General features: G+C 43.7%; 12 protein-coding genes. 2 read left to right on the top strand and 10 right to left on the bottom strand.

Annotated elements, in window-relative coordinates:
- The first annotated feature begins 38 nt into the window (after positions 1–38).
- The gene (gene typA / locus Q0I54_RS01935) at positions 39–1868 is read left to right on the top strand and encodes a translational GTPase TypA (protein ID WP_296115989.1); all 1830 of its coding nucleotides are present in this window, start codon (positions 39–41) and stop codon (positions 1866–1868) included.
- Between the two features lie 90 nt (positions 1869–1958).
- Here the strand turns inward: typA and Q0I54_RS01930 are convergent, their stop codons facing one another.
- The 5 genes from Q0I54_RS01930 to hisA all read right to left on the bottom strand — a co-directional run bounded on the left by Q0I54_RS01930 (position 1959) and on the right by hisA (position 7113).
- Entirely contained in the window at positions 1959–3173 is a 1215-nt protein-coding gene (locus tag Q0I54_RS01930) for an LL-diaminopimelate aminotransferase (protein WP_296115988.1), read from the bottom strand.
- Positions 3174–3443: 270 nt separating this feature from the next.
- Positions 3444–4271, bottom strand: coding sequence for a diaminopimelate epimerase (gene dapF, locus Q0I54_RS01925; RefSeq protein ID WP_296115987.1), 828 nt, complete (start codon positions 4269–4271; stop codon positions 3444–3446).
- Between the two features lie 136 nt (positions 4272–4407).
- The gene (locus Q0I54_RS01920; protein WP_296115986.1) at positions 4408–4956 is read right to left on the bottom strand and encodes an ANTAR domain-containing response regulator; all 549 of its coding nucleotides are present in this window, start codon (positions 4954–4956) and stop codon (positions 4408–4410) included.
- An 18-nt stretch (positions 4957–4974) separates the two neighbouring features.
- A complete protein-coding gene (gene glnA / locus Q0I54_RS01915; RefSeq protein ID WP_296115985.1) occupies positions 4975–6300 on the bottom strand; it encodes a type I glutamate--ammonia ligase in 1326 nt (441 codons plus the stop codon).
- A 30-nt stretch (positions 6301–6330) separates the two neighbouring features.
- The gene (gene hisA / locus Q0I54_RS01910) at positions 6331–7113 is read right to left on the bottom strand and encodes a phosphoribosylformimino-5-aminoimidazole carboxamide ribotide isomerase (protein WP_296115983.1); all 783 of its coding nucleotides are present in this window, start codon (positions 7111–7113) and stop codon (positions 6331–6333) included.
- 327 nt (positions 7114–7440) lie between these two features.
- Between hisA and guaB the strand changes: the two genes are divergently transcribed.
- The gene (gene guaB, locus Q0I54_RS01905) at positions 7441–8898 is read left to right on the top strand and encodes an IMP dehydrogenase (RefSeq protein WP_294787519.1); all 1458 of its coding nucleotides are present in this window, start codon (positions 7441–7443) and stop codon (positions 8896–8898) included.
- A 131-nt stretch (positions 8899–9029) separates the two neighbouring features.
- Here guaB and Q0I54_RS01900 read toward each other — a convergent pair whose 3' ends face one another.
- The 5 genes from Q0I54_RS01900 to Q0I54_RS01880 all read right to left on the bottom strand — a co-directional run bounded on the left by Q0I54_RS01900 (position 9030) and on the right by Q0I54_RS01880 (position 14968).
- The gene (locus Q0I54_RS01900) at positions 9030–9410 is read right to left on the bottom strand and encodes a hypothetical protein (RefSeq protein WP_296115982.1); all 381 of its coding nucleotides are present in this window, start codon (positions 9408–9410) and stop codon (positions 9030–9032) included.
- Positions 9411–9560: 150 nt separating this feature from the next.
- Positions 9561–9917 carry a SpoVA/SpoVAEb family sporulation membrane protein gene (locus Q0I54_RS01895; RefSeq protein ID WP_296115981.1) on the bottom strand — a complete coding sequence of 119 codons (357 nt, stop codon included), beginning with the start codon at positions 9915–9917 and terminating at the stop codon, positions 9561–9563.
- A 4-nt stretch (positions 9918–9921) separates the two neighbouring features.
- On the bottom strand, positions 9922–10953 hold the full coding sequence (locus tag Q0I54_RS01890) for a stage V sporulation protein AD (RefSeq protein WP_296115980.1): 1032 nt from the start codon (positions 10951–10953) through the stop codon (positions 9922–9924).
- Positions 10954–11200: 247 nt separating this feature from the next.
- Entirely contained in the window at positions 11201–12100 is a 900-nt protein-coding gene (locus Q0I54_RS01885) for a sugar phosphate nucleotidyltransferase (protein ID WP_296115979.1), read from the bottom strand.
- A 132-nt stretch (positions 12101–12232) separates the two neighbouring features.
- Complete coding sequence (locus Q0I54_RS01880; RefSeq protein ID WP_296115978.1) at positions 12233–14968, bottom strand: glucosaminidase domain-containing protein; 2736 nt, start codon at positions 14966–14968, stop codon at positions 12233–12235.
- Positions 14969–14981 lie beyond the last annotated feature (13 nt).

The raw sequence follows: 14981 nt of genomic DNA, 5'->3' as shown, positions 1-14981 counted from the left end.
CTTAACAACTGATTAATTCAGAAGGAAGGATACATGTAATGAAAACAAAGAGAGAGGACATTAGAAATATTGCTATCATCGCTCACGTAGACCACGGTAAAACAACACTGGTAGATGAGCTGCTGAAACAGTCCGGCGTCTTCCGTCAGAATCAGGAAGTGCAGGAACGTGTCATGGATTCCAATGACATCGAGCGTGAAAGAGGAATCACGATTCTGTCAAAAAATACTGCAGTATTTTACAAAGATACAAAAATTAACATTATCGACACACCAGGCCATGCCGATTTCGGCGGCGAGGTTGAGCGTGTACTGAAAATGGTAAACGGCGTTATCCTCGTGGTTGATGCTTTTGAGGGCGCTATGCCGCAGACAAAATTCGTTCTGATGAAAGCATTGGAGCTGAATCTTCCGGTTATCGTCTGCATCAACAAGATCGACCGTCCGGAAGCAAGACCTGACGAAGTCATCGACGAAGTTCTGGAACTGTTCATGGATCTGGATGCTTCCGATGAGCAGCTTGACTGCCCGTTCGTTTACGCATCTGCAAAGAACGGTTATGCAACTTTAGATCTGAACGACGAGCCAAAAGACATGATGCCGCTGTTCGAAACCATCTTAAACTACATTCCGGCTCCGGAAGGTGACCCGGATGCAAACACACAGGTTCTGATCAGTACCATCGACTACAATGAGTACGTTGGACGTATCGGTGTCGGCAAAGTCGATAACGGATGCCTGCGTGTCAACCAGGATGCCATCATGCTGAACGCACACGATCCTGAGAAACAGAAAAAAGTCCGCATCAGCAAACTGTACGAGTTTGACGGATTAAATAAAGTAGAAGTAAAAGAAGCAAAGATCGGTTCCATCGTAGCAATCTCCGGTATTGCTGATATCCATATCGGTGATACGATCTGTGATCCGGAAAATCCGGTAGCGATCCCGTTCCAGAAGATCTCCGAGCCGACGATCTCCATGAACTTCATCGTAAACGACAGCCCGTTGGCAGGTCAGGAAGGAAAATACGTTACTTCCCGTCATATCCGTGACCGTCTCTTCAAAGAGCTGAACACAGACGTTTCCCTCCGTGTAGAGGAGACAGACAGTGCCGACAGCTTCAAAGTATCCGGTCGTGGTGAGCTGCATCTGTCCGTCCTGATTGAGAACATGCGTCGTGAAGGTTACGAATTTGCAGTAAGTAAAGCAGAGGTTCTGTACCATACAGATGAGAATGGCAAAAAGACAGAGCCGATGGAAATGGCTTATGTTGATGTACCAGATGAATTTACCGGTGTTGTTATTGAAAAACTGAGCCAGCGTAAAGGTGAGCTGCAGAACATGGGAAGCATCAGCGGCGGTTATACCCGTCTCGAGTTCAAGATCCCGTCCCGTGGACTGATTGGTTACCGTGGCGACTTTATGACAGATACAAAAGGTAACGGTATCATCAATACCATCTTCTGTGGTTATGAACCGTACCGTGGAGATATCCAGTATCGTAAACTTGGTTCCCTGATCGCATTCGAGTCCGGAGAATCCGTAGCCTACGGACTGTTCTCCGCACAGGAGCGTGGTTCTCTGTTTATCGGACCTGGCGAGAAAGTATATTCCGGAATGGTGATCGGACAGTGCTCCCGTGCAGAAGATATTGAGTTAAATGTCTGCAAAAAGAAACATCTGACCAATACACGTTCCTCTTCTGCTGATGAGGCGCTGACACTGACACCACCGAGAATCCTCAGCCTGGAGCAGGCGCTGGATTTCATCGATACAGATGAGCTGCTGGAGGTAACTCCGGAGAGTCTGAGAATCCGTAAGAAGATTCTGGATCCGACTTTAAGAAAACGTGCGTCTTTCAAAAAATAGAATTTTACGGTAAGTAATGAAAAAAAAAGAGCAAAAAAACATCCGACAGCCTAAGACGGCTTGCCGGATGTTTTTTTGCATATCATTTGATTATAATGATTTAATACGCTCTAACGCAGCAAGTGTATTTTCATATGTTCCAAATGCTGTCAGTCTGAAGTATCCTTCTCCGCTCGGACCAAATCCTGATCCCGGTGTACCTACGACGTTCGCTTTCTCAAGCAGGTAATCGAAGAACTCCCATGATGTCATCTGATCCGGTGTCTTTAACCAGATATACGGTGCGTTTACGCCGCCGAATACTTCAAATCCCGCATCCTGCAGTCCGCCTTTGATGGCTGCTGCATTTTTCATGTAATAAGCAACCTGCTCTTTTAACTGTGCTTTACCAGCTTCGCTGTAAACTGCTTCACCGGCACGCTGTACAATGTACGGAGCACCGTTGAATTTTGTTCCGTGACGTCTTGCCCACATCTGATGCAAGGATACGTCCCCGCACTTCAGGTCTTTCGGAACAACTGCGTATCCCAGACGAACACCGGTAAATCCTGCGTTCTTTGAGAAACTCTTTAACTCGATGGCACAGGTTCTTGCGCCTTCGCACTCAAAAATGGTATGTGCTACGTTGTCCTCGGAAATATATGCCTCGTATGCACCATCGTAAATGATGACTGCACCGATTCTGTTTGCATAATCAACCCACTCCTGCAACTGATCTTTTGTGATGGTCGTTCCTGTCGGGTTGTTCGGCAGACACAGATAAATAATGTCCGGATTCTCCTTCGGGAACTCCGGTACAAAATTATTCTCTTTTGTACACGGCATGTAGATGACATTGCTCCACATCTCTGTATTTGGATCATATACACCGGTTCTGCCAGCCATTACGTTGGAATCCACATAAACCGGGTAAACCGGGTCACATACAGCGATACGGTTATCTACAGAAAAGATCTCCTGGATGTTTCCGGAATCGCTCTTTGCGCCGTCGGATACGAAAATCTCATCTGCGCTGATGTCGCATCCTCTTGCTTTATAATCGTTGTCTGCAATGGCTGTGCGCAGGAACTCATATCCGAGATCCGGTGCATAACCGTGAAATGTCTCAGCATTTCCCATCTCTGTTACAGCTCCATGCATTGCATCAATAATAGCTGGTGCCAGCGGCTGTGTTACATCACCGATACCAAGACGGATCAGTGTTTTCTCCGGGTTTGCAGCCTGAAATGCACTTACTTTTTTTGCGATCGTACTGAACAGATAGCTGCCCGGAAGTTTCTGATAATTGTCGTTTACTTTAAACATATTTACAACTCCTCACTAAAATGTATCTCGTGTTACAAGATTCCACTCAGCATATGCCGAGCTTCTCATTACCGTATCAATGTAGTATAAATGTGAGAAAGAATCTTGTTTTACCTGTAAAATCGCTCCTAGTATAACATAACTAACACGAAAAAATCAACCGTCTGACGCTTTTCTGTAGTAAATTATTACAGCATTATAACCACAACTGGTATATATCCACAAAACTCACACAGGTCTCTGGATGAAAATCCTTTTATAAATAGATTATTATCCCATTGCTATTTCACCGGAATATATTTCTTCCGCTGGCCCGGTCAGATACAGATTCCGACTACGGATTCCGTAGTCTACCCGCAGTTGTCCTCCCGGAAGCTGCATGTTTACCGACGGTCCGCATTTTCGCATCCGCATAGCCGCTGCTGCCACGGCACAGGCGCCGGTTCCACAGGCTTTCGTCTCCCCGCAGCCCCGCTCCCAGACACGCAGATAAATGCGGTCCGGTGCCTGAATCCATGCGATCTCAACATTTATTCCTTCCGGGAATGAAGGATGATGTTCCAATTCCGGTCCATATTTTTCCAACGCAAACTGCTCCAGTTCCTCTTTATCTCTTAGAAAAATTACACAATGAGGATTTCCAACAGACACACAGGTATAAGAAAAACGGGCAGGTATGTGCTCTGGCACAAAGTCGGGTGTACCCATATCCACCCGGACTGTGCTGATCCTGTCCGTTCCTTTATATAGTATCAACTGACGCACACCTGCGTCTGTCTCAATCTGAAGATTTAATTTTTCTGTTCTGCCATGGTCGTACACATATTTTCCCAGACACCGGATGCCATTCCCACACATCTGTGCCGTACTTCCGTCTGCATTGTACAGTTTCATCCGAAAGTCCGCACGGGCAGATGGTAAAATGCAAATCACGCCATCCGCGCCGATTCCATAATGTCTGTCACAGATCCGCTGCACCGTCTCCCGATGCAATCTATCTTCTGTGCCGCTTACTCTTTTCTCTATGCTGTCCGCATCACACAGACAGTCAATCATGATAAAATCATTGCCCAGACCATGCATTTTTACAAATTTCATAGACCCACTCCCGGAATACACGCCTGCATGTTTTCAACTGTCATGCAGACTCTTTCTCTCAACTATATGTATTTCCGCGAAAATGGTTCCTCTTTGTCTCTGTATGTATATTCACTTTTTTACGTCATCTGAACTGCTACTGATCCAGCATACCAAGAATCATCTGAGCAGTTTCTGTAAAACTGGTTCCATTGTCCATACTCGTCTTCTGCAGATAACGATGTGCTTCTTCCTCCGTCATCTGATTTCGTTCCATCAGAATGGCTTTTGCGCGATCCACCAGTTCCTGTTCTTCTTTTGTTCTCTTTCGGGGAGCCTGACGGCGCTTCCGGCGTTTCCGCTCCAGATTATACGCCACCATCTCCACCGTAGAAAGCAGTTCATGGATTTTTAACGGCACAGAAAGTCCTACAATTCCCGGTGTACCGTTTTCCACCCACTGATCTTTCGTTGAGATCACAACAAGTTCAAATCCCGGCGGCAGACAGTCTATAAGTTCCTGATAAATCATATCCGAAAGCTTATACGTACAGACGACAATGCCATCCTGCAGACCGTTCGCCTCCTGTATGACCTGCGCACCGTTGGTACAGACGCAGACCACCTGATAGCCGTTTCTGACGAGTACATTTTTTATATTTTTCCCGTTTTCAAGTTTCGGGAATGCAACAATAATCCTTGTCAAAACGCAACCATCCACCTTTTAAAATTTGTCAAGATACTCTTCAACTTCCCATTCTGTCACTGCTCTGCAGTAACGTTCCCACTCATCTTTTTTGGAATTAATATACACATTGCTGATGTGGTCACCCAAAACCTCACGGATAAAGGAATCCTGTTCCATGGCCTCCACCGCATCGCCAAGGTTTGTCGGAAGAGATTTGATATTCAGCTCTGCTTTCTCTTCCTCAGTCATATTGAAAATATTTCTCTGAATATTTTCCGGCGGTGTGATCTTATTTTTGATACCGTCTAATCCTGCTGCCAGACACAGCGCAATGGTCAGATACGGATTTGCCGCGCAGTCCGGACTTCGAAGTTCGATACGGGTTCCTCCACCGATGGCAGACGGAATACGGATCAGCGGGCTTCTGTTTGCCACAGACCAGGTAATATGAAGCGGTGCCTCAAATCCGGAAACCAGACGCTTGTAAGAATTTACCAGCGGGTTTGTGATGGCTGTCATGCCGTAAACATGTTTCATCAGACCACCAATAAAATAATATGCATCCTGGCTCAGTCCAAATTTATCATTTTCATCTGCAAAAATATTTTTGCCATCCTTGCACAGTGACATATTGATGTGCATACCGGAACCGCTGACACCGCTCTTTGGCTTCGGCATAAACGTTGCATGCATGCCGTGACGTTTTGCGATCGTCTTTACCGCAAGTTTAAAAGTCATGATATTGTCTGCCGCATGCATTGCCGGCTCGTATCTGAAATCAATCTCATGCTGTCCCGGAGAAGCTTCATGATGGGATGCTTCAATCTCAAATCCCATATCTTCCAGTGTCAGAACCATGTCACGTCTTGCATTTTCACCGTGATCGTTTGGTCCCATCTCAAAATAGCCTGCTTTTTCCGTGGTTTCTGTGGTAGCACACCCATTGTCATCGGTGTTGAACAGGAAAAACTCACATTCCGGTCCAACATCAAACACATAGCCCATATCCTCAGCTTCTTTGATCACCTGCCATAAAATGTTTCGCGGATCACCTTCAAACGGTGTACCATCCGGGCGGTAAACATCACAGATAATACGTGCTACCTTGCCCTGCTGCGGTCTCCATGGGAAAATAGTAAAAGAATCCAGATCCGGATGCAGGTACATATCAGACTCCTCGATTCTCACAAATCCTTCGATGGATGAACCATCAAACATACAGCGGTTGTCCAACGCTTTTTCCAGCTGGCTGCTTGTGATGGCAACATTTTTCATATTGCCGAAAATATCCGTAAACTGCAGACGGATAAATTCTACATCTTCCTCTTCCACCATCTGCATAATATCATTTTTTGTATACATGGCAGTTTTCCTCCTGTAATTTTTATTTTATTATAATAATTTTTCACTAAATTTCAAGACTTCTTCAAACTTCATATTTCCGCCAAAGAGATCCAGGGCACTTCCAATGGTATAATTTAAATGACACTGCCCTTTCTCCGCCAGTTCTTCCAGGTCCACAAAACTTCCGATTCCACCGGCGTAAGTTACCGGGATCTTGTTCCATTTGCCAAGCAGTTCGGTAAGTTCTCCTTCGATGCCAGAAGCTTTTCCTTCCACATCCACTGCATGGATCAGGAATTCATCTGCATAACCCGCCAGACGATCCAGCAATTCTTCCGTCACACACTCATCCGTAAATTTTTGCCAGCGATCCGTTACAATATAGTAAGAACCAGCTTTTTTCCGACAGCTTAAATCCAGCACCAAATGTTCTTTTCCAACGGTCTGCACCAGTTTCTCCAGCCGGTCATAATCTACCTTTCCGTCCCGGAATACATAGGAAGTTACAATGACATGACTGGCTCCCGCCCGTAGAAATTCATGGGCATTTTCTGCCGTAATGCCGCCGCCCACCTGTAATCCGCCTGGATAAACCTCCAGCGCTGCCAGTGCCTGTGATTTTGTTGCCTCATAATAGGGAGAATCTTTCGCATTTAATAAGATAATATGTCCTCCCCGGATTCCGCAGGACTGATACAGTTTTGCATAAAATGGGGCATTCTGCTCCGACACGAAATTTTCTGCCGCCTGATCACCCTGGTCCTTCAGCGTTCCTCCTACGATTTGTTTTACCTTTCCGTTATGAATATCAATACATGGCCGAAATTCCATACAACTCTCCTTTTTTTGTCTCAGTCAACTTGTCTTTTGATTGCAGATAACAATCTCTCTCTCACAAAAAGGCTGTGTGAGAAGTTACCTTATTATATTTATTACTTCTACTTATCTCTACTTTGGTTGTTTCTTCTAACATTTTGCAAAGTATACACTTAAAATATCACAAACTGCAAAAAAAAGAAACCTTTGTCGAAAAGTCATTGACATTACAATTTTAAATTACTATAATATTTTCAAAATTAATTTATGTATTTATAGAAATCAGAAAAACAGCAGTGTTTTTCTTTTTTTGCTCACAAAACACACGAGGGAGGATAAAAAATGGCAAAAATTATTGGCGAGGGTATTACTTTTGATGATGTGCTTCTGGTTCCGGCCTATTCCGAAGTAACTCCAAACATGGTTGACCTTACAACCAAATTAACCAACAAAATCACTCTGAACATTCCGATGATGAGTGCCAGCATGGATACAGTTACTGAGCATCGCATGGCTATCGCAATGGCCAGACAGGGTGGTATCGGTATTATCCACAAAAACATGTCTATTGAAGCACAGGCTGAGGAAGTAGACAAAGTAAAACGTTCTGAAAACGGAGTTATCACAGATCCATTCTCCCTTTCCGCAGATCACACACTTCAGGATGCTGATGACCTGATGGCGAAATTCCGCATCTCCGGTGTACCGATCGTCAAAGAAGACGGCACACTGATCGGTATTATCACAAACCGTGATCTTAAATTTGAGACAGATTTCACAAAGAAAATCAGTGAGAGCATGACCAGTGAGGGGCTGATTACAGCTCAGGAAGGTATCACTCTGGATGAGGCAAAAGCCATTCTTGCAAAAGCAAGAAAAGAAAAACTTCCGATTGTAGACAAAGACTTCAAATTAAAAGGTCTGATCACGATCAAAGATATCGAAAAACAGATCAAATATCCCCTCTCTGCAAAAGATGAGCAGGGACGTCTGCTCTGTGGCGCAGGAGTTGGTATCACAGCAAACATGATGGAGCGTATTGATGCCCTGGTAAAAGCACATGTAGATGTTATTGTCGTAGATTCCGCTCATGGACATTCTGCAAACATCTTAAAAGCAGTTCGCCAGATCAAAGAGAAATATCCGGATCTGCAGATTATCGCAGGTAACGTCGCTACAGGCGCAGCTACAAAAGCACTGATCGAGGCTGGTGCTGACGCAGTAAAAGTTGGTATCGGACCAGGTTCTATCTGTACAACCCGTGTTGTTGCAGGTATCGGTGTGCCACAGATCACAGCTGTTATGGACTGCTATGAAGTTGCAAAAGAGTACGATATTCCGATCATTGCAGACGGCGGTATCAAATATTCCGGAGATATGACAAAAGCACTTGCTGCTGGTGCCAGCGTATGTATGATGGGTTCCATGTTCGCAGGATGTGATGAAGCTCCGGGAGCTTTCGAATTATATCAGGGACGTAAATACAAAGTATACCGTGGTATGGGATCCTTGGCAGCTATGGAAAACGGAAGCAAAGACCGTTACTTCCAGCAGGATGCTAAGAAACTGGTTCCGGAAGGTGTCGAAGGACGTGTGGCTTACAAAGGCAGTGTCGAAGACATTATCTTCCAGCTTGTCGGCGGTATCCGCTCAGGTATGGGTTACTGTGGTGCTCCGACGATCAAAGATCTGATCGCAACCAGCCACTTTGTAAAAATCTCTGCTGCATCCTTAAAAGAGAGTCATCCGCATGATATTCATATCACAAAAGAGGCTCCGAACTACAGTATTGATGAGTAATGGGGTTTCATGACGTAAATTTTATAGTTTAATTTTTATGTTTTAAAGAGGAGAAGAACTCAGATGAGTGCTTTGGGCTAAGACGCCCTGCATCACTAATCTGAGTTCTCCTCCTCATTTACGTTACTTCTTTAATTGTTATTGGTATTTGTTGTGTCATCACCTGTGATACCATTTTTGATTGCCTCTCCTGTGTCACGAATCGCGTCTTTGGTATCTTCTGCTGCGTCTTTTGCGTTTTCTCTGGCTTTATCCATGTTCTCGCCGGTAATACCGCCGTCGTTTCGATCCAGATCGTTGTTTGCGTCATGATTCGTTGTAGTATTGCTGCCGGTATTCGTGTCGGTGCGACTTTCGTCTTTGATGGTGTCGTTGGCATCTGTACCGTTTTCTGTCACGGAATTGGTGTTGGCTCCATTGTTCATATCCTTATTGTTTTTTCCACATGCAGCAAAGGTAGTTAAACTTAATGCCAGCACAAGAATAAACGCAATCTGTTTCATTTTTTTCATGTCGGTATCTCTCCTTTTTCACTGTTTTTCATTCAGTCTTTTCATTCAACATGACTGTCTTATATTTCGCCATAAAAGTACGGATGAAAAGCTGTGTTTTGTATTGTTAATATGATACTTTTTTTCAAATTTTATGCATTAACAATATTATTATTTTCTCATTTTAGAATTGAAAATCAGTGACGCCAGATATCCAAAGATCAGTGCTGCCGATACACCGACGGCGCAGGCTGTAAATCCGCCGGTAAAAAGCCCAAGAAATCCGCTTTCATCAATGGCTGTTTTCATTCCTTTCCACAATGTGTTTCCAAATCCAAGCAGCGGCACATTTGCTCCTGCTCCCGCAAATTTTGAAAAGGGTTCATAGATGCCAACTGCACCGAGCACGGCTCCAGAACATACAAGAAGTACCATGACACGCCCCGGAAGCAGTTTTGTTTTTTCCAGTAAAATCTGCACAAGTGCGCAGATCAGTCCACCGACCCAGAATGCATTTATATAGTCCATAGTTTCACTTCCTTTCTACCGCTTCTAACACCACCGCATGAGCAATTCCAGGCACGTTCTCGCCCTCATTAAAGCTGATTTTAGACAGTAATGCGCCTGTCGGTACAAATAGTACCCGCTTCAGTTCTCCGCGCCACAGCATCGGCAGAAAATGTGCGCTTAGCGTCACTGCGGCACAGCCACAGCCACTTCCACCACTCCCTGTACCTTGGCGCTCATTATCAAAGATTTCCAATCCACAGTCGGTATGAAAGCTTCCGATCTCAATATTTTTCTGCCGCAACAGATCAATGAGAATTTCCCGCCCTACCGCTCCCAGATCACCGGTAATGATCTTGTCATAGTAGGATGGACTTCTTGAGAAATCCTCCAGATGCGCCGCAATGCAGGCAGCCGTCGCCGGGGCCATAGCTGCTCCCATGTTCATGGAATCCCGGACGCCATAATCCACGATTTTGCCCGGTGTGATTCCAGTGATGCAGACATCATACTCATGTTCTGATCTGTCTCTGCCAAGTACAAAGGCTCCGGAACCGGTAACCGTCCAGGTAGTACATAAGGGCCTTTGACTGGCATATTCCAGGGGAAAGCGAAACTGCTTCTCCGCACTGGCAAAATGGCTGGAAGTCACCGCTCCTGCCAGATCTGCGTAGCCCGCGGCCACTGTCATTGCGGCAAGCGCCAATGACTCTCCTGCCGTTGAGCAGGCACCGTATAATCCAAATAATGGAATGTTGAACTGCTGCAGGCCGAAGGATGTTGCCATAGACTGTCCAAGCAAATCCCCGGCGAACAGATACCGCAGATCTTCTGCTTTTAATCCTGCTTTTCCCAATGCGATGGTCAACGCTTCTTTTTGCAATGTACTCTCCGCTTCTTCCCAGATATCACACCCAAAATTATCATCTTCGCCTACTAAGTCGATCTCATGTCCGATAGGTCCCTCTGCTTCCTTTGTTCCCGCCACGCAGCCACTGCTGATGATCCAGGGTGGATTTTCAAACATGATGCTTTGGCGTCCGATTTGTGTTGCCATAATTTCCGTCTCCTTATCATAATGTTTTACTTAGATTATTTGTTACAGTATTTAACAAAAAGAGGATCTTTATACTACCAGATAGAATTCACTTTTCAATTCAACGTAATTTCCTATCAAAAAAACACCCCACACTGTAATTTCTACAGCATGAAGTGTTTCTAATTTGATAAATATTTTATTATGATTTTGCTTCTGAACTTCTGACAGATATTCACAATCCTCTTACGCTACTTGCTTAATCTGGTTAAAATAACGGTGTCTTGTATACTCCGTTTGCGATCAGTTCTGCAAATGCGTCTACTACCGTCTGACGGTCTTCCTGATAGGTTACACCAAACCATTTATCCTGTGTCTCAAGTACTTTTACAGACACTTCGCCATTTGCAAGCATATCGCCAATAATAGTTGGAAGCAGATACTCTGCTTTGATATTGCCCGGCTCAACCTTTGCAAGAAATTCTGCAAAGCCTTTATCCAGCACATCCAAGAACTCCGGTGTCACACCCCACATATTCATGGATACATGTGTTCCGGATGGAATCTCATTTCCATTCTCATCACGGACAATTCCGTCTGCGCCGCGGGCAATTCCACTTGTCTCTACGATTTTTTCAAGCATTTCCTGGTCATCTACTTTGCACACACCTCTGGTAACCGTTCCGTTATCGCTAAGTGTATTATCAAGGATAAAGCCGGCCATGCAATACTGATATTTTGTATCGCCACAATTTACCAGATAATCATGCACTTTCACAAATGCTTCTTTTCCATAGTAATCATCTGCATTAATGACAGCAAACGGCTCATTAACGATACCTTTGCAGCATCTTACTGCCTGTCCGGTTCCCCATGGTTTTGTACGGTCTGCCGGCTTTTCAAAGCCTTCCGGCAGATCATCCAGTGACTGGAATACATATTCCACATCACAGATCTTCTCGATACGATCACCAATGACTTCTTTGAAATCTGCCTCGATATCTTTACGAATGATAAAAACGATTTTATTAAAACCAGCCTCCAGTGCATCATGAATAGAGTAATCTATAATAATCTCACCATTTGGACCTACCGGAGTAAGCTGTTTTACTCCACCACCAAATCTGGATCCAATTCCTGCGGCCATAATCACTAATGTAGTATTCATATTTCTATTTTCCTTCCTGAAAAGCTTTACCTGTTTTTTCCTCTAATTAACAAAATTGTAACATTTTTTTGCTGGTTAGTAAAGCAAAATGCACTTATTATTCATATAAGTGCATTTTTCGCTTATATTCAATTATTTTACCTGACCGTTAACGATCTGATACGTTTTTCCGTTGGATGTAATTGTTGCATTATGAGAAAAATCAACTTTTCCATCCTTCAGATACCACCAGCCATTCTGGTTTGATGCAATTCCCGTAAAGTTGAAATCAACCTTTCCATTTGTAATTTTCCACCAGCCATTGCTGTTTTTTGCTACTGTATTATCGTAGGTCACTTTGCTTCCAACGACATGCCACCATGCAGTCTCATCATCTACTGCTCCTTTGACAACATCATTTTTCTGGAACGTTACCTTTCCACCTTCCAGATACCACCAGCCATTGCTGTTCTGTGCAAAGCCCTGATAGGAGAAATCTACTTTTCCATCTTTGATATACCACCAGCCATTGCTGTTTTTTGCCACAGTCGTATCAGAAGTCACCTTACCTCCAACCACATACCACCATGCATTAACACCACCAATGGTTGCTTTCATTACATCACTCTTTGAAAATAGAACTTTTCCGCCTTCCAGGTACCACCAGCCATTACTGTTCTGCGCAAAGCCCTGATAGGAGAAGTCAACTTTTCCATCTTTGATGTACCACCATCCATTGCTGTTTTTCTCTACACCATTATGAGAAAAATCGACCATTCCGTTGTTGACAAACCACCAGCCAAGACTGTTTTTTGCTACTGTTGTATCGAAAGTCACCTGACTTTCAACCACATGCCACCAGCCATTTGTTCCTTTAACAATTCCCTTAATGATATCATTTTTTGCAAATGTAACTTTTCCGTTTTCTACATACCACCAGCCGTTTTCATTACTTGCAAATCCATTATAGGTAAAATCAACTTGTCCATCTTTCAGATACCACCAGCCATTCTGGTTCTTGGCAACACCTTCATAGTTAAAGTTTACTTTACCGTTCTCCACACGCCACCAGCCGTTGGCATTTTTGTCTACACCGGTATGGGTATAGTCGATCACACCATTTACATAATAGTACCAGTTTCCGTCTGCAGCTTTGATCACACCATTCAGGCTCTTGTCAATGACATCATTGTTATTGCTTCCATCTCCATAATTTACAACCGTTATGTAAGATGCACTTGTATATGCATACATATCACTGAAATCATAAACACCAGTACTGTTGTTAATAGCTGTTCGTCCACTGTTTAATACGCCATCGCTCTGAACCTTATAAAAACCATTCGATACATTTGTTCCATCTTTCAATAAGAACGCTACACCATATAAATTTGCTGCATAATACAGTCTCGCAGAAGAAGTCGTATTTCCATTCCGCACATTCAGATTCATGGACGGTGTCTTATTCACACAGCTGATCGGATCTTTGATACCGATCGTATAACGATATTCGTCTTTGGATGACAATTTCTGCCCCAGATAGTAAGCATAGTTTGCCGCCTTTTCTCCCCAGTATGGATCTGACGCATACTGCACATTGATACCACTTGCCTTATTTCCAAGATAAGCACCACGATAATTTCCTTTACTGAAATTATTTGGGTTCAGATATTTTTTTGACATATAGGTTTCTGCAAAATCTTTAATACATGTCGATACATTTGCATACTGATTTGCGCTCTGTGACGGAGATGCATCCACTGCATTTAGTCCAAACAGGTTATTTTTGTTTTTTGCAATACTGCTGTCTCCCCAGCTGCTTTCATTTGCCGCAATTGCAGCCATCAATAACGCATTCACACCATATGTATTCTGATCATTTACAAAATCACTGCCCAGATCCTTCATCTTGGATGTCGATGTAATCTTAGCATTAATGGTTGTATTTAATTCATCTGCGGTATAGCAGGTTGTACTGCGCAACGGAAGAAACTGATAATAATTGTAATATGGCATATTCGGATTTACAGAATGTGCTCTACTGTCACTGGTATAATCAGAAACCATTGTCGCATAATTCGTGTAAAAATAATGTCCATCGTAACTGAGATAATTCGTTCCCGCTGACAAATACGAAGGGGCCTTTCCATTATTCAGTTTTGAAACATAACTTGCTCCAGATAAGTTTCTCGTAATTCTATGATACAGATTGCCCTTTTCCACATAATAATAACTGTGACTCTTTGCATTTTCGAACGGAATCAGGGTTACCGCACTGCTGCTGACCTTTCCAATCACACCGGACATCATAAAGATATAATAATTTCCTGTGGTTCCAAGGTATGCCGCATCCGCACCATAAAAACCATTAATATATCCGCTTTTTCCTGTATTGTATTCTGTATAAGATACATAGGTAGAAGAACTATTGGATTTATTAAAGTTAATCAGATACTGACCAGACAAACTTTTCTCTTCCACTTCCAGATCCTGCACGGCAACCTCGGCATCCTGATTTTCCTGTGTTGCGATATCCTGTGTATCTGTTTCAGACTTGTCTGTTGATGGATTTCCCGCTGTCTCTACATCCGAAACATCCGGCTTCTCATCATCCACAACAACATCTTCCGTACTGCTGACATCCGGATTTTCCACCTCAGACTTAGAAACATCTTCTACATCTGAGGAATCTGCTTCAACCTTTGTACCGTTATTCTGATCTGTTTCAGTTACATCTGTATTGTTTTCCGGCTGACTTACTTCCTGACCATCCTCAGTCAGCACCATACTTCCGTTATCTGCCTGTGCTGCCAGACAAGGTGTCGCAAACATCACAACACTCAGAAACAATGAAAGAATAACCGCTGTTACCTTATTCTTTTTTCTCATAAGTATCCCTCTT

The organism is uncultured Eubacterium sp. (assembly GCF_934295145.1).
Taxonomy (GTDB): Bacteria; Bacillota; Clostridia; order Lachnospirales; family Lachnospiraceae; genus Eubacterium_I.
The sequence above is the reverse complement of the archived record's forward strand: the minus strand, read 5'-3'. Positions and strand labels throughout refer to the sequence as shown.